Source organism: Photobacterium iliopiscarium (assembly GCF_003026395.1).
GTDB classification, from domain to species: Bacteria; Pseudomonadota; Gammaproteobacteria; order Enterobacterales; family Vibrionaceae; genus Photobacterium; species Photobacterium iliopiscarium.
This window is the reverse complement of the sequence record NZ_PYOO01000002.1, coordinates 526,048-541,550: the sequence shown is the minus strand read 5'-3', so window position 1 is coordinate 541,550 and position 15,503 is coordinate 526,048. Positions and strand designations below refer to the sequence as shown.

Annotated in this window: 14 protein-coding genes and 1 pseudogene; 12 read left to right on the top strand and 3 right to left on the bottom strand. The window is 41.4% G+C overall.

Annotation, left to right across the window (positions count from 1 at the left end; all coding sequences use genetic code 11):
* Positions 1–127: pseudogene (locus tag C9J51_RS05850) on the bottom strand (S-(hydroxymethyl)glutathione dehydrogenase); the annotation flags it as partial.
* Between the two features lie 226 nt (positions 128–353).
* On the opposite strand from C9J51_RS05850, the gene C9J51_RS05845 reads away from it, so the two are divergent.
* Together C9J51_RS05845 and tadA are read left to right on the top strand one after the other, a co-directional pair.
* A complete protein-coding gene (locus C9J51_RS05845) occupies positions 354–1,244 on the top strand; it encodes a LysR substrate-binding domain-containing protein (RefSeq protein ID WP_045037555.1) in 891 nt (296 codons plus the stop codon).
* Positions 1,245–1,257: 13 nt separating this feature from the next.
* Complete coding sequence (gene tadA / locus C9J51_RS05840) at positions 1,258–1,788, top strand: tRNA adenosine(34) deaminase TadA (RefSeq protein ID WP_107274897.1); 531 nt, start codon at positions 1,258–1,260, stop codon at positions 1,786–1,788.
* A gap of 66 nt (positions 1,789–1,854) precedes the next feature.
* On the opposite strand, the gene C9J51_RS19475 is transcribed toward tadA, so the two are convergent.
* Together C9J51_RS19475 and mltF are read right to left on the bottom strand one after the other, a co-directional pair.
* Entirely contained in the window at positions 1,855–2,022 is a 168-nt protein-coding gene (locus C9J51_RS19475; RefSeq protein WP_164838133.1) for a hypothetical protein, read from the bottom strand.
* Between the two features lie 254 nt (positions 2,023–2,276).
* Positions 2,277–3,695, bottom strand: a complete 1,419-nt coding sequence (gene mltF, locus C9J51_RS05835) for a membrane-bound lytic murein transglycosylase MltF (RefSeq protein ID WP_244907430.1) — start codon at positions 3,693–3,695, stop codon at positions 2,277–2,279.
* A gap of 473 nt (positions 3,696–4,168) precedes the next feature.
* On the opposite strand from mltF, the gene purL reads away from it, so the two are divergent.
* The 10 genes from purL to nusB all read left to right on the top strand — a co-directional run bounded on the left by purL (position 4,169) and on the right by nusB (position 15,450).
* Entirely contained in the window at positions 4,169–8,086 is a 3,918-nt protein-coding gene (gene purL / locus C9J51_RS05830; RefSeq protein WP_107274896.1) for a phosphoribosylformylglycinamidine synthase, read from the top strand.
* 185 nt (positions 8,087–8,271) lie between these two features.
* Positions 8,272–8,676, top strand: coding sequence for a hypothetical protein (locus C9J51_RS05825; RefSeq protein WP_045039193.1), 405 nt, complete (start codon positions 8,272–8,274; stop codon positions 8,674–8,676).
* Between the two features lie 105 nt (positions 8,677–8,781).
* Positions 8,782–9,120 carry a nitrogen regulatory protein P-II gene (gene glnB / locus C9J51_RS05820; RefSeq protein WP_045037558.1) on the top strand — a complete coding sequence of 113 codons (339 nt, stop codon included), beginning with the start codon at positions 8,782–8,784 and terminating at the stop codon, positions 9,118–9,120.
* A gap of 285 nt (positions 9,121–9,405) precedes the next feature.
* Complete coding sequence (gene glyA, locus C9J51_RS05815; protein WP_045039194.1) at positions 9,406–10,656, top strand: serine hydroxymethyltransferase; 1,251 nt, start codon at positions 9,406–9,408, stop codon at positions 10,654–10,656.
* A 218-nt stretch (positions 10,657–10,874) separates the two neighbouring features.
* On the top strand, positions 10,875–11,324 hold the full coding sequence (gene nrdR / locus C9J51_RS05810) for a transcriptional regulator NrdR (RefSeq protein WP_045037560.1): 450 nt from the start codon (positions 10,875–10,877) through the stop codon (positions 11,322–11,324).
* A 27-nt stretch (positions 11,325–11,351) separates the two neighbouring features.
* The gene (gene ribD, locus C9J51_RS05805) at positions 11,352–12,476 is read left to right on the top strand and encodes a bifunctional diaminohydroxyphosphoribosylaminopyrimidine deaminase/5-amino-6-(5-phosphoribosylamino)uracil reductase RibD (RefSeq protein WP_045039195.1); all 1,125 of its coding nucleotides are present in this window, start codon (positions 11,352–11,354) and stop codon (positions 12,474–12,476) included.
* 23 nt (positions 12,477–12,499) lie between these two features.
* Complete coding sequence (locus C9J51_RS05800) at positions 12,500–13,156, top strand: riboflavin synthase (RefSeq protein WP_045037562.1); 657 nt, start codon at positions 12,500–12,502, stop codon at positions 13,154–13,156.
* A 47-nt stretch (positions 13,157–13,203) separates the two neighbouring features.
* Positions 13,204–14,304 carry a bifunctional 3,4-dihydroxy-2-butanone-4-phosphate synthase/GTP cyclohydrolase II gene (ribBA, locus tag C9J51_RS05795; RefSeq protein WP_373455621.1) on the top strand — a complete coding sequence of 367 codons (1,101 nt, stop codon included), beginning with the start codon at positions 13,204–13,206 and terminating at the stop codon, positions 14,302–14,304.
* A gap of 202 nt (positions 14,305–14,506) precedes the next feature.
* A complete protein-coding gene (gene ribH / locus C9J51_RS05790; protein ID WP_036795804.1) occupies positions 14,507–14,977 on the top strand; it encodes a 6,7-dimethyl-8-ribityllumazine synthase in 471 nt (156 codons plus the stop codon).
* On the top strand, positions 14,977–15,450 hold the full coding sequence (gene nusB, locus C9J51_RS05785; protein ID WP_045037564.1) for a transcription antitermination factor NusB: 474 nt from the start codon (positions 14,977–14,979) through the stop codon (positions 15,448–15,450). Before ribH ends, nusB begins: the two co-directional genes overlap by 1 nt.
* Positions 15,451–15,503 lie beyond the last annotated feature (53 nt).

Genomic DNA, 15,503 nt, shown 5'->3' with positions numbered 1-15,503 from the left:
CAGTTGCAACGATGCGAACTAATACTTCGCCAGCGCGAGGTAACATTACATCAATTTCTTCAACAGAAAGAGGTTGTTTAGGACCCCACGCGATAGCCGCTTTTGATTTGATAAATTTGTCAGTCATAATTTTCACTCTAGTTTTATGTATCTCTACTTTATCAAAAGTAGATGAGAATTGGGTAGAAAGGGAAAAGTAATTATTTTATTGCCCCGTTTCGATGGTTGCTATTGTATTTGTTTCTCGAATAATGATAATCGCCTAAAAACACAAATTACTTTTACACACATGTAATAATAAACGGTATAATCGTCATTTCGACGGTCGATCATGTGATGGGTAGGTGCTTACAATGTTTTTATGGGAAGGGGTGACTGAGTTTGTTGCGGTAGCTGAAACGGAAAGTTTTACAGCAGCATCAAAACGATTGGGTATTTCTACTGCGCAAGTGAGTCGGCAGGTGAGTGCGTTAGAAAATAGACTTAACACGAAGTTATTTTATCGTACAACTCGTAAGGTTTCACTAACAGAAGAAGGTAATGTTTATTATCAGCATTGCCGACAGGTATTAGATGGCCTTGAAGATGCTGAACGTGCGATCAGTAATTTACGCGGTAAACCACAAGGCTTGATCAAGTTAACAGCGCCTGTGACTTACGGTGAAAAATACATTATGCCGTTGGTTAATGATTTCATGCTGCAATATCCAGAAGTGGAAGTAACAATTGACTTAACTAACCGTCAAGTGGATTTAGTTGAAGGTAGTTTTGATTTGGCGATTCGTTTAGGACGTTTAACCAGTTCATCAATGATGGCTAAACGCTTAACCAGTCGTACGATGTATGTTTGTGCTTCACCTGCCTATTTACAGAAATTTGGTATTCCGCATTCATTATCTGAATTACGCCAGCATAATTGTTTAATTGGTAATTATGATCATTGGCGCTTCCAAGAGTCAGGTAAAGAGAAAAGTATTCGTGTTAGCGGTACGCTTAATTGTAATAGTGGTTACGGTTTACGAGATGCAGTTATTAAAGGCATTGGTTTAGCGCAATTACCTGACTACTATATAGATAAGGATTTAGAATCAGGGGCTATTGTTCCTATTTTAACTAATTACCAAGAGCCAGATGAAGGTATTTGGGCGCTTTACCCACATAACCGTCATTTATCACCTAAAGTCAGAATGCTGGTTGATTATCTGGCAGAGCAACTTCCTCATATTAGCCACTATGATTTGTAAGTAATTATAACGGATGTTAAATAAAGAATTAGCTGCTGAGCACTCAGCAACAAAAGATGATGCTTTTATGCGTCGTGCAATGGAATTAGCTGCTCAAGCAGAAGCTGAGGGGGAGGTGCCTGTTGGTGCCGTTATTGTGCATAATGGGGTGATTATTGGCGAAGGCTGGAATCGCTCTATTGGCCATCATGATGCGACTGCACATGCTGAAATGATGGCGTTACGTCAAGCTGGACAAACGCTACAGAATTATCGTCTGATTGATACGACGTTGTATGTAACGTTAGAACCTTGCCCAATGTGTGCCGGCGCAATAGTACATAGTCGCGTTGGAAAAGTGGTGTTTGGTGCGCATGATGCGAAAACGGGTGCGGCGGGTAGTACAATGAACTTGCTTAGTTATGAAGGCGTTAATCATCACGTATTGTTTCAAGGTGATGTATTGGCAACGGAATGTCGAGCGCAGTTACAAGCTTTTTTTAAGCGTCGTCGAGCAGAGAAAAAAGCGGCCAAGATAGCCGCACGACAACAACCTGATGTTTGAGTAATTATCCGTTCTAATCAGCTCGGTTGCTATTTATGATGATATAAATTATTCCGAGCTTATTACTTACATACTTGGGCAAGCATGTTCCGATGTTGTGGTTAGAATACAGCTACGCTGACGCCATAGGATTTTCTTACGCAGATTACTACTGAGACGTTTTCTACGTGTTGCTGCGGAAGTCATATGTTTCGCGATATATTGCGTTTTTGATTTTAATTTAGTGAATTTCATGGGTCCATCCATTGAATCGAGATCACGGTGAAAGAATAAACTAGCGGATAAATATCGCTATCACCGTTCACAATACCATTATTGAATACAAGCCATTTATTATGCATAGCAGTGCATCTTTTGATAGTGTTCTTTATAGGATAATAGTCAAACGTTGATCAAACTCTCATTGTGTAAAAAATTAGCCTATTATTCTAAACCTAGAGCACTGAATACTGTTATTACACTACGGTGATACACATTGTAGTGATTATTTACTGTTTATCGTCTAATGGTGCAACGGCAGCTGGCGTTGTCGGTGGTGCGGTAATTGTTTGTAGTCCATCAACAATTTTTAAATTATCACTGGTAAATTGACGGCTATGAGTAGTTTCATAACCAATGATACTTTGGTAATAACGACGGATCCCTTCTACATAATTAAGTGCTTCATTGCCACGTGCATAACCATAGCGTGATTGAATGTAATATTTACGTTGTCCTAGTAATGGTAAGCGCTGTTTCACATCAACCCAAGTATCAGGGTTTCCTCCTTGCGCTTTAGTTAATCGACGTGCATCCATTAAATGGCCAAAACCGACGTTATAAGAAGCGAGAGCAAACCATACTTTTTCATGCTCTTCGACACTGTCAGGTACGCGCGCGATCATTTTACGTAGATATTCACTTCCCCCTCGAATACTTTGTTCTGGATCTAAGCGATTAGTAACACCCACTGATTCTGCGGTTGGTAAGGTAAGCATCATCATGCCACGGACACCTGTTGGTGAAGTCGCTTGTGGATCCCAATGTGATTCTTGGTAAGACAGTGCTGCTAATAAACGCCAATCAAAGCCATTAGCATATTGTTTAAATAACGCTTCCCATTGCGGCAAGGTGTTGTTGACTGCGCGTAAAAAAGCACGAGTATCGACATAATCAAATTGATCGATATGACCTAAATATTTCTCTTCAAGCAGCGTCATAGTGCCGTTTTTTTTCATCTTCCCGAAAAATTCAATCATCAACGCATACAAACTATCGTTGCTGTTTTGTTTAACAAACCAGCTAACAGGTTCATCTTGTGTTAATTCCAGCGCGATGGCAATGTCGGGGTGGATACGTTGTAATAACGCCACATCAACAGAATCGGCAACGGTATAATCAAGTTCACCAGTGGCAACTTTTACTAATAGATCGTTAATGTCTGACTCTGGAATTGATTGCCATTCTAAGGTTGGATATTTTTGACGAATTAGTTTTAATTTTTGCTCGTGACTTGAACCACTTACAACGGCTAAGCGTTTATTATTTTTGGCTAATTCAGCAAGGTTACGCGGTCGGCGTTGCCCTTTTTTATACACCACAATTTGGCTCGTGTAATAATAGGCAGGAGCGGGATGAAAACCTTGCAGCCGATCCGGTGTTACTGTGAGTCCTGCGGCAATAATATCAATATCGCCACGTTCTAATGCGGGGAATAATTCCGATAAAGTAAACATGGCTGTTATTTCAAGTTTAACCCCAAGCTTTTCTGCAAAGGTTTGTGCCAGTTCATAATCGAGTCCTGTTGGGCCGTCAGCGCCAATATAATAGGACAGTTGATTGTTTAGTGTTCCTACTCGCAATACACCACTATCTTGAATTTTTTCAAGGCTGGTGGGTGTGTTCTCTTGCCATTGGCAACCACTCATCAATATGATCAGTAGTAATAGGCTTATAAAACGGCGGAATAGCGTGAACAACTGAATATTTATCAACTAAGCGAACCTACAGTAATAATGAATGTTCTTTATATCAAACCCTGTTAATTGCGCAAAGTTGAACTGTTTAATTGGTGGTCATAATTTAGATATTGGAATAGATAAAGCGACTTTTGACTATTCTCTGGTTAAAAAGTGACCCAAAAATAACAACGAATGGTGTTTTTTTGATATTTTTATGAGGATTGAAAAAAAAAGACGCAAACGGTTGCGTCAGGTGTTACGTCACAAAAAAAATTCCCTTATACTAGGCGCTCGTGAATAGTTAAACGGTAATAAATAATTATTACGTGAATTAAAGCAATGCGTAGTCATGAACGAGGTGCTATTGAGTTAAGTCTTTATATCAACAAAGCTTAGTTCAATATCACTTTTTTTACCTGCTAATCGAGAGACCTTTGCACATGGAAATTTTGCGTGGTTCACCCGCTTTGTCTGAGTTTCGCGTTAATAAGTTAGTTGAGCGTTGTCATGAGTTAGATCTGCCTATTATTCGTATTTATGCTGAGTTTATGCATTTTGCTGATGTGACGGCAACATTAATGGCTGATGAAAAAGCTAAATTAAGCCGGCTACTCACATACGGCCCAACGATTGCAGAGCATGAACCTAACGGTTTATTGTTACTTGTTACTCCTCGTGCTGGCACTATTTCTCCTTGGTCTTCAAAATCGACCGATATTGCGCGTAATTGTGGTTTAACAACCATTAAACGTCTTGAGCGTGGTACGGCATATTATGTTGAATCATCTTCGACGTTAACCACATTACAATTGCATGACTTAAAAGCATTACTTCATGATCGGATGATGGAAGTGGTGCTGGATAATGTGGAATCTGCGACGGCGTTATTTAGTCAATCACAACCCGCAGCGGTTAAAAGTGTTGATATTTTAACGGGTGGTCGCCAAGCATTAGAGCAAGCGAATCTCACCTTGGGCTTAGCGTTAGCAGACGATGAAATTGATTACTTGGTTGAAAATTTCACTAAGCTTGAGCGTAATCCCAATGACATTGAATTAATGATGTTTGCTCAAGCGAACTCAGAACATTGTCGCCATAAGATTTTTAATGCTGATTGGACGATTGATGGTGTCGATCAACCAAAATCATTATTTAAAATGATCAAAAACACCTACGAGCATAATCATGAACACGTGCTGTCTGCTTATAAAGACAATGCTGCGGTTATGGAAGGTTCTCACGTTGGGCGTTTCTTCCCTGATCCACTCTCACGTCAATATACCTATCATCAAGAAGATACCCATATATTGATGAAAGTTGAAACCCATAACCACCCAACGGCAATTTCACCATGGCCTGGTGCAGCAACAGGTTCTGGCGGTGAAATTCGTGATGAAGGCGCAACCGGTATTGGTGGCAAACCTAAAGCAGGCTTAGTCGGATTTTCAGTATCGAACTTACGCGTGCCGGGTTTTGAACAGCCATGGGAAACCGATTTTGGTAAGCCAGATCGTATCGTGACTGCACTTGATATCATGCTTGAAGGTCCTCTTGGTGGTGCGGCATTTAATAACGAATTTGGTCGTCCTAATCTTCTAGGTTATTTCCGTACTTACGAAGAAAAAGTGACCTCTCATGCAGGTGAAGAAGTTCGTGGTTACCATAAGCCAATTATGATTGCGGGTGGCATGGGTAATATTCGTGCTGATCATGTGCAGAAAAAAGAGATTCCTGTTGGCGCCAAGTTAATTGTCCTTGGCGGTCCGGCAATGAATATTGGTCTTGGTGGTGGTGCGGCGTCATCAATGGCATCTGGTCAATCAGCAGAAGATTTAGATTTTGCTTCAGTACAGCGTGAAAACCCAGAAATGGAACGTCGTTGTCAGGAAGTGATCGATGGTTGTTGGCAGATGGGTGATGACAACCCGATTGCATTTATTCACGATGTTGGCGCAGGTGGTATTTCTAATGCGTTACCTGAATTAGTCAATGACGGTGAGCGTGGTGGTAAGTTCCAATTACGTGACGTGCCAAATGATGAACTAGGAATGAGTCCACTTGAGATTTGGTGTAATGAATCACAAGAGCGTTATGTCCTTGCAATCGCCCCTGAAAACATGGCAACTTTTGATGCAATTTGTCAGCGTGAACGTGCCCCTTATGCGGTGGTAGGTGAAGCAACGGCGGAGCGTCATTTAAGCCTTGAAGATAGCCATTTTGATAACACCCCGATTGATATGCCAATGGATATTCTATTGGGTAAAGCACCAAAAATGCACCGTGATGCGACAACATTAACGGTGATTGGTGAACCTCTTGATCGCAGTGAAATAACCGTTGAAGATGCAACTCAGCGCATCTTGCGTTTACCGGCTGTGGCTGAAAAAACCTTTTTGATCACCATTGGTGATCGCAGTGTGACCGGATTGGTTGCACGCGATCAGATGGTTGGTCCTTGGCAGGTGCCCGTGGCTAACTGTGCCGTTACCGCAGCAAGTTATGATACTTATCACGGTGAAGCGATGTCGATGGGTGAGCGTACCCCTGTGGCATTACTTAACTTTGGAGCCTCTGCACGTTTAGCCGTAGGTGAAGCGATTACTAATATTGCAGGTACGGATATTGGTGATATGAAGCGGATTAATTTATCGGCTAATTGGATGTCACCAGCAGGTCACCCCGGTGAAGATGCTGGCTTGTATGAAGCAGTAAAAGCCATTGGTGAAGAGTTATGTCCCGCATTAGGGCTAACGATCCCTGTCGGTAAAGATTCCATGTCGATGAAGACCAAGTGGCAACAGGATGGTGAAGAGAAACAAGTGACATCACCATTGTCATTAGTGATCACCGCGTTTGGTCGTGTTGAAGATGTTCGTAAAACAGTGACCCCACAATTACGTACAGATAAAGGTGCATCAAGTTTATTGCTGGTGGATCTTGGTTGTGGTCAAAACCGCCTTGGTGCGACTGCGTTGGCTCAGGTTTATAAACAACTGGGTGATAAAGCGGCGGATGTTGATAGCCCTGAATTATTGAAAGGCTTCTTCTATGCGATGCAAACCTTGGTGCGTGATGAGAAGCTATTGGCTTACCATGACCGTGGTGATGGTGGTTTATATGTCACGTTAGCTGAAATGGCCTTTGCAGGTCACACTGGGGTCGAAGTTGATATTAATACTGCCGCAACTGATGGATGTGATGACGTATTAGCGGCGCTCTTTAGTGAAGAACTCGGTGCTGTGATTCAAGTGCGTAGTGACGATGTTGAAGCCGTACAAGCGGTATTAGCGGCGAATGGTTTAGCTGCTTGTAGCCATATTATTGGTACTGTGATTGATGAAGATACCGTCCGTATTTGGAATGGTAACGATGTAGTGCTTGAGCAAAACCGCACTGAATTACGTGCGATTTGGGCAGAAACAACTTACCAAATGCAAGCGATGCGTGATAATCCAACGGGTGCATTGCAAGAATTTGAAGCCAAGAAAGACAATCAAGATCCGGGTTTACATACCAAGTTAACGTTTGATATTAACCATGATGTAGCAGCGCCTTTTATTGCGCCAGCGATTAATTTTGGTGCGAAACCACAGATGGCAATTTTACGTGAGCAGGGCGTTAACTCGCATGTTGAAATGGCAGCGGCGTTTGATCGTGCTGGCTTTGAAGCGAGAGATGTTCATATGAGCGATATTCTTAGCGGCAAAGTACAATTAGAAGGGTTTAATGGTTTAGTCGCATGTGGTGGTTTCTCTTACGGTGATGTATTAGGCGCAGGAGAAGGCTGGGCGAAGTCTGTGTTGTTTAATAATATTGCGCGTGATCAGTTTGCTGCGTTTTTTAATCGCCCAGATACCTTGGCACTAGGGGTGTGTAATGGTTGCCAGATGATGTCAAACTTGCATGAGTTGATTCCCGGTGCTGATTTATGGCCACGTTTTGTGCGTAATGAATCAGAGCGTTTTGAAGCGCGTTTTAGCTTGGTTGAAGTACAAAAGAGTGATTCGTTATTCTTTAATGAAATGGTTGGCTCACGGATGCCAATTGCAGTTTCACATGGCGAAGGGCGGGTTGAAGTTCGTAATGCTAACCATCTTGCTGCGATGGAACAATCCGGTACGATCGCGCTACGTTACCTTGATAACTACGGCAATGTGACTCAAAATTATCCTGCGAATCCTAATGGTTCACCGAACGGAATCACAGGTTTAACCACTCAAGATGGTCGAGTTACAATTATGATGCCACACCCTGAACGGGTATTCCGCACCGTAGCAAACTCTTGGCATCCTGATGACTGGAGTGAAAATAGCCCTTGGATGCGTATGTTCCGTAATGCGCGGGTTAATTTAGGCTAAGGTTTCAGTTAGTTAAGCTCATAAAAGCTGCCAACAATTGTGGCAGCTTTTTTGTGTTGTAACTGTGATGTTTATAAAATTAAATATGAAGTTGACATTGATCACATTAACCTTGAAAAAACATTGGGATAATTAACCGAATCAATAAGTGAAAATGACCACGGTGTCGTTACAAGGATGAAGTAATGGGATTGGATATTCCCAGCAGTTACCGTTTAATTGGTGCGACCAAATTACTTGCGGTGTTAGTTATTATCGGTCTTATGCAGCATTTTGAGATGATAATTCACGCTTTAAGATTTGATGTACTTAGCATGATACCGATGAGTGTCACTATATTGGTATTGATTTCAGGAATACTCGCTTGTATTGGATTATTTCGAGGTAAAAAATGGGGCTTTATTCCGCTTTATTTTTATATTCCCGCCGCCACGCTATTTCTACAAGTAAGTTTAATTCCTTTCATACCGAATGTTTTTCCGGTGAAATATCATGATATTGTTATTATAGTGATCAATGGCTTAGTATTACTGTATTCCGTGTCGCTACTTTTGCGGCGAATGGAGACTAATTACATTAAAGAATATTAAAATTGATTAAATTACTGTATTTAATCTGTGATAATAACCTTAATTTAATCAAGTCGGTGATCGTAATCTCGGTGCCGATCTTCTGCTCAGCAAAGGATGATGATAATGAAAAAAATTGAAGCCATTATTAAGCCGTTTAAACTTGATGATGTTCGTGAAGCGTTAGCGGAAGTGGGTATCACTGGCATGACAGTGTCAGAAGTTAAAGGTTTTGGTCGTCAAAAAGGCCATACTGAGCTTTATCGTGGTGCTGAATACATGGTCGACTTTTTACCGAAAGTAAAGATCGAAATTGTAGTGGTTGATGAAGTTGCTGAACAATGCATTGAAACTATCGTTGAAACAGCACAAACAGGTAAGATTGGTGATGGTAAAATCTTCATGTTTGATATTGAGCGTGTGGTACGTATTCGTACTGGCGAAGAAGATGAAGATGCTATTTAATTTGTAATGGTTAATTATGATAAAGCATTAATAGGGGTTGCTAGCGGGCAGCCCCTTTTTTATAGCGGTTAATTTGAGCTTAATGAATGAATTAGATATTAGTGACAGATTATTGTTATAACAAATAAACCACATTTAAGACTTTCTGATTTAGATCAATTTATGTAATATAGTTGGCAGATAAAAATCAAAACGAAAACGATTGCGTCCACGTGGCGTCTAGGTTTGTGATTTTTCGGTTATTACTAAAAATAGTATAAAACTTAGCTGAGTCAGGAGATACAGATGCTAAAGCGCGATATGAATATTGCTGATTATGATGCAGAACTATTTGCAGCTATTCAGGAAGAAACAGCCCGTCAGGAAGAACACATCGAGTTGATTGCTTCTGAAAACTACACTAGTCCTCGTGTAATGGAAGCCCAAGGTTCTCAGCTGACAAATAAATATGCTGAAGGCTACCCTGGTAAGCGTTACTACGGTGGTTGTGAATTTGTTGATAAAGCTGAGCAGCTTGCAATTGATCGTGCATGTCAGTTGTTTGGTGCCGAATATGCGAATGTTCAGCCACACTCAGGTTCTCAAGCAAATAATGCGGTTTACATGGCATTATTGAATACGGGCGATACGGTTTTAGGTATGAGCTTGGCACATGGTGGTCACTTAACCCATGGTTCACCTGTAAATTTCTCTGGCAAGTTATATAACATCATTCCTTATGGTATTGATGAAAATGGTCAAATTGACTACCAAGAAATGGAAGCATTGGCATTAGAACATAAACCAAAAATGATTATTGGTGGTTTCTCTGCTTATTCTCAAGTGGTTGATTGGGTAAAAATGCGTGAAATCGCTGATAAAGTGGGCGCATATTTCTTTGTTGATATGGCACACGTAGCAGGTTTAGTTGCCGCTGGCGTTTATCCAAACCCTGTACCACACGCGCATGTTGTTACCACAACAACCCATAAAACCTTAGCGGGTCCTCGTGGTGGTTTGATTCTATCAAATGAAGGCGAAGATCTTTATAAAAAGCTTAACTCTGCTGTTTTCCCTGGTGGTCAGGGCGGTCCGTTAATGCATGTTATCGCAGCTAAAGCGGTAGCATTTAAAGAAGCGATGGAGCCAGAGTTTAAAGTTTATCAAGCCAATGTGGTTGTTAATGCTAAAGCGATGGTGGCTGAATTTATTAAGCGCGGTTACAAGATTGTATCTGGTAGTACTGAAAACCACTTATTCCTTGTGGATTTGATCGATAAAGGTATCACCGGTAAAGAAGCCGATGCCGCACTCGGTGCCGCTAATATTACCGTTAACAAAAACAGTGTACCTAACGATCCTCGTAGCCCATTTGTGACGTCAGGTATTCGTGTTGGTACGCCATCAATTACTCGTCGTGGTTTTGATGCGGATGATGCGCGTCAACTTGCCGGTTGGATGTGTGATGTATTAGATAACATCAATGATGCTGCGGTTATTGAAGCAACAAAAATCAAAGTACTTGAAATTTGTAAGCGTCTTCCTGTTTACGCATAATTTAATAATGATGCGCTAATTAAACACGCGTTGTTGCATATCAAGATAAGGCTTACCTGTTTAATAGGTGAGCCTTTTTTATTTTGTGAATACTATAAAATGTACCATTATTAATGATAATTGTTACTTTTCAGGCTGTTTTTTAGAAAAAAAGGGGGGATAGTCTTATTAAAGCGATGAAATGGGTTACACTGAGTCGATTGAATGTAGGAGGCTAAATGCATTGTCCTTTTTGCGGTGCAAATGACACCAAAGTAATCGATTCTCGATTGGTTGCAGATGGCCACCAAGTGCGCCGACGTCGCCAATGTTTAGCGTGCAATGAACGCTATACTACGTTTGAAACGGCAGAGCTTGTTATGCCTCGCGTAGTAAAAACCAATGGTAACCGTGATCCGTTTAATGAAGAAAAATTACGCGGTGGTATTCAACGTGCGTTAGAAAAGCGCCCAGTGAGTACTGATGACATTGAACGTGCGGTTAATAGTATAAAATCTTGTCTTCGAGCAACCGGTGAGCGTGAAGTGCCTTCAGAAATGATTGGTAATTTAGTAATGGAAGCTTTAAAAGAATTGGATAAAGTCGCTTATATCCGCTTTGCTTCTGTTTATCGCAGTTTTGAAGATATTCGTGAGTTTGGCGAGGAAATCGCTAAACTGGAACGTTAAAATAAATAATCGTTAAGACCAACAATAATGACACAGACTGATCAACAAATGATGTCGCGTGCGATAGCGCTAGCGAAGCATGGTCGTTATACCACAGCACCTAATCCTATGGTTGGGTGTGTGATTGTAAATAATGGCGATATTGTTGGTGAAGGCTATCATTATCAAGCAGGACAACCCCATGCTGAAGTGTTTGCTTTACGGCAGGCACAGCAACGCGCTCAAGGGGCGACCGTCTATGTTACCTTGGAGCCTTGCTCTCATCATGGAAGAACGCCGCCCTGTGCTGAAGCATTAATTAATGCCAAAGTTGCACGGGTTGTGTGTGCAATGGTCGATCCTAATCCTGTTGTTGCTGGTCGTGGTATTGCTTTGTTACAAGCTGCGGGCATTCGTGTGGATGTCGGCGTATTAGCATTACAAGCACAAGCACTTAACCCTGGCTTTATTAAGCAAATGACTCATCAAATGCCCTATGTTGAACTCAAACTGGCAGCGAGTTTAGATGGACGAACAGCATTAGCAAATGGGGCAAGTAAGTGGATAACCGGCCCTAAAGCGCGATCGGATGTACAACAATTTAGAGCCTGCGCTGGCGCTATTTTATCGACCAGTGCCACGGTTATTGCCGACAATCCATCACTTAATGTACGTTGGAGTGAGCTTGATGCATCTGTCCAGCAGCAATATCCTCAGTCAGCGTTGCGCCAACCTATACGGGTTATTATTGATAGCCAGAATCGATTGACACCTGAATATCAACTCTTCAACTTACCCGGAGAGACCATTCTTGCTCGTACTACGCTTGGTACAGAAGCGTGGCCCGATTCCGTGCAACAATGGCAAATTCCAACACAAATTAACAGTAATCAGCTTGATCTTATGGCGTTGATGTCACGGTTAGCAACTTACGGTATTAATCATATTTGGGTTGAAGCGGGTGCTAGTTTGGCCGGAGCATTATTGCAACAGCAATTGGTTGATAGTTTGATTTTATATCAAGCCCCTAAGTTAATGGGCAGTGATAGTCGTGGTTTGATTGATATCACAGGATTGACATCAATGGCACAAACACCACTGTTAACAATCACTGATGTAGGGGTGATTGGTGTTGATATTCGTATTATGGCAACGGTAAATAAGAATAAATAAAATAGTGAAATTAAGGGTTTATCATGTTCACTGGAATTATAGAAGCTGTCGGTAAAATATCAGCCCTGACACCTAAAGGTGTGGATGTTTCTGTTACTGTTGATTCAGGATCGTTAGATTTATCGGATGTTAAATTAGGCGATAGTATTGCGACCAATGGCGTCTGTCTTACTGTCGTAAAACTAACCGGTAAAGGTTATGTCGCAGATCTTTCTTTAGAAACACTACACCGCACGGCTTTTGCAAATTATAAAGCAGGCCAAGTGGTTAATTTAGAAAAAGCGATGTTGGCAACCACCCGTTTTGGTGGACATATGGTTTCTGGTCATATTGATGCTGTTGCTGAAGTGATTGAGCGTCAGCATATTGGTCGTGCGATTGAATTTTGGATTAAAGTACCGCCACAGCTTGCTAAGTATATTTCAGAGAAAGGCTCTGTGGCTGTTGATGGCATTAGCTTGACCGTTAATGCTGTGCGTGGTGACGAGTTTAAGTTAACGATTGTGCCACATACTGCGGCTGAAACAACCATGGCTGATTTTAAAGTCGGTCGAAAAATTAACCTTGAGGTTGATGTTATCGCGCGTTACCTTGAACGCCTAATGCTTGGCGATAAAGCCGCAGAGAAACAATCTAAAGTAACGATGGATTTATTGGCGAGAACTGGGTTTCTCGGTTAAGCATTGCTTTATGCTCAATAAAGCAACATAAGAATAAGGGTAGTATTATGATAAGTAGTGCAAAAGAAATCATTGATGATATTCGCCAAGGAAAAATGGTTATCCTGATGGATGATGAAGATCGTGAAAATGAAGGCGATCTTATTATTGCATCACAACATATCACGCCGGAAGCGATTAACTTCATGGCGACGAATGGCCGTGGCTTAATTTGCTTAACATTAAGCAAAACACGTTGTCAGAAATTAGGTTTACCGTTAATGGTTCAAGATAATACTGAACAATTTGGGACGCCTTTTACTATTTCTATTGAAGCTGCAACGGGTGTAACTACCGGTATTTCAGCGGCTGATCGTTCTCGTACAGTACAAGCTGCTGTTGCTGCTGATGCTACCGCTGCGAATATTGTTATGCCTGGTCATATCTTCCCGCTAATGGCGCAAGAAGGTGGTGTACTGACACGTGCAGGACATACTGAAGCTGGTTGTGATGTTGCGCGTCTTGCAGGTCTTGAGCCATCAAGTGTTATTGTCGAGATTTTAAATGAAGACGGTACTATGGCGCGTCGTCCTCAGTTAGAAATTTTTGCTGAAAAACATGGCCTAAAACTAGGTACAATTGCCGATCTTATTGAGTATCGTAATCTCCATGAAACGACGATTGAGCGTGTTGGTGAATGCAAGCTTAATACTGAGTTTGGTGAGTTTGATATGATCACGTACCGCGATAAAATCGATGATCAAATTCATTATGCATTACGTAAAGGCGATGTTGAAGTTAATGCTCCTACGTTAGTGCGCGTTCATTTACAAGATACCTTTAAAGACATTCTTCAATCAGGTGCGACACAGTGGACATTGCCTGCGGCGATGCAACGCATTAGTGCCGAAAATGGTGTGCTGGTGGTGTTGAGTAAGCAAGAATCGACCGACAGTATTATCAATAAAGTAAAAAATATTGCCGCTGAAAATGAAGGACGTCCACAAGTGAAGGTGAATCCATATAACCCGTCACGACAAGTGGGTATTGGTTCGCAAATTTTATCTGATTTAGGTATTGGTAAAATGCGTCTATTATCATCAAGCACGCAGCGTTATCATTCATTATCAGGCTTTGGCCTTGAAGTCGTTGAATATATTTGCGAATAATCGCATATTGTAGTTAACGAGATAACTGTAGAAAGCATTATTATTATTGATAATGCTTGCTTATTGGTTGGTTCTACAACAAATAAGCAATAAATATTAACAAATCCTTTGAAACCGACGGTTGTGCGTAGCAGACATATCGTAAAGTGTGTTAGACTCCCGCGGTTTCTAAAACTGGAAAGACATAGTCACAGGAAGGCCCATGAAGGTAATTGAAGGCGCCATCGCGGCACCAAACGCAAAAATTGCTATCGTAATTGCACGCTTTAATAGCTTTATTAACGAAAGTTTACTTTCAGGTGCATTAGATGCGCTGAAACGTCAAGGTCAGGTTAGTGAAGATAATATCACTGTTGTTCGTTGCCCTGGTGCTTATGAACTACCGCTTGTTGCCCAGCAAGTTGCGAAGAGTGATCGCTATGATGCTATCGTAGCATTAGGCTCAGTTATTCGTGGTGGAACACCTCATTTTGACTATGTTGCCGGTGAGTGTAATAAAGGTCTAGCACAAGTAGCACTAGAGTATAATACTCCAGTTGCTTTTGGTGTTTTGACTGTTGATTCTATAGAACAAGCCATTGAGCGTGCCGGTACCAAGGCTGGTAATAAAGGGGCAGAGGCTGCACTAAGCGCGCTCGAAATGGTAAATGTCCTGTCCCAAATCGAATCCTAATGGGGGTTACTGTGAAACCAGCCGCGCGTCGTAATGCACGTCAATTTGCTGTACAAGCAATTTATTCTTGGCAACTTACTAAAGGTAATGTTGCTGATATTGAGCAATATTTCCTTTCAGGCGATAAGTTTGAAGAAGAAGAACATCAAGCGGAGGCGCCTGCATGTACAGCGCCAGAAACTGATGTTGTTTATTTCCGTGATTTATTCACAGGTGTCGTATTAAGCCATCAAGAACTTGATAGCAAAATGCGTCCATACTTGTCTCGTCCTCTTCAGGATCTAGACCAGATGGAACTTGCGCTACTTCGTCTTGCAATGTACGAAATGGTTAAACGTGAAGACGTACCATTTAAAGTTGTGATCAACGAAGCCATCGAATTAGCAAAACTTTTCGGTGCTGAAGATAGCCACAAATTCGTCAATGGTGTGTTAGATAAAGCGGCACCAACTTTACGTAAAAAAGATAAATAAATTTTTGTTACGTTGAGTACGATGAAAGAAGTCAGCTTATTAGCTGGCTTTTT

What these genes read in the sequence shown, in the direction of transcription:
- mltF (WP_244907430.1), bottom strand. Translation starts at nt 3,695, where the DNA reads ATGAGTGGTTGCCAATGGCAAGAGAACACACCCACCAGCCTTGAAAAA.
- nrdR (WP_045037560.1), top strand. Translation starts at nt 10,875, where the DNA reads ATGCATTGTCCTTTTTGCGGTGCAAATGACACCAAAGTAATCGATTCT.
- ribD (WP_045039195.1), top strand. Translation starts at nt 11,352, where the DNA reads ATGACACAGACTGATCAACAAATGATGTCGCGTGCGATAGCGCTAGCG.
- C9J51_RS05825 (WP_045039193.1), top strand. Translation starts at nt 8,272, where the DNA reads ATGGGATTGGATATTCCCAGCAGTTACCGTTTAATTGGTGCGACCAAA.
- C9J51_RS05800 (WP_045037562.1), top strand. Translation starts at nt 12,500, where the DNA reads ATGTTCACTGGAATTATAGAAGCTGTCGGTAAAATATCAGCCCTGACA.
- C9J51_RS19475 (WP_164838133.1), bottom strand. Translation starts at nt 2,022, where the DNA reads ATGAAATTCACTAAATTAAAATCAAAAACGCAATATATCGCGAAACAT.
- ribH (WP_036795804.1), top strand. Translation starts at nt 14,507, where the DNA reads ATGAAGGTAATTGAAGGCGCCATCGCGGCACCAAACGCAAAAATTGCT.
- ribBA (WP_373455621.1), top strand. Translation starts at nt 13,204, where the DNA reads ATGATAAGTAGTGCAAAAGAAATCATTGATGATATTCGCCAAGGAAAA.
- purL (WP_107274896.1), top strand. Translation starts at nt 4,169, where the DNA reads ATGGAAATTTTGCGTGGTTCACCCGCTTTGTCTGAGTTTCGCGTTAAT.
- C9J51_RS05845 (WP_045037555.1), top strand. Translation starts at nt 354, where the DNA reads ATGTTTTTATGGGAAGGGGTGACTGAGTTTGTTGCGGTAGCTGAAACG.
- tadA (WP_107274897.1), top strand. Translation starts at nt 1,258, where the DNA reads ATGTTAAATAAAGAATTAGCTGCTGAGCACTCAGCAACAAAAGATGAT.
- glnB (WP_045037558.1), top strand. Translation starts at nt 8,782, where the DNA reads ATGAAAAAAATTGAAGCCATTATTAAGCCGTTTAAACTTGATGATGTT.
- glyA (WP_045039194.1), top strand. Translation starts at nt 9,406, where the DNA reads ATGCTAAAGCGCGATATGAATATTGCTGATTATGATGCAGAACTATTT.
- nusB (WP_045037564.1), top strand. Translation starts at nt 14,977, where the DNA reads ATGGGGGTTACTGTGAAACCAGCCGCGCGTCGTAATGCACGTCAATTT.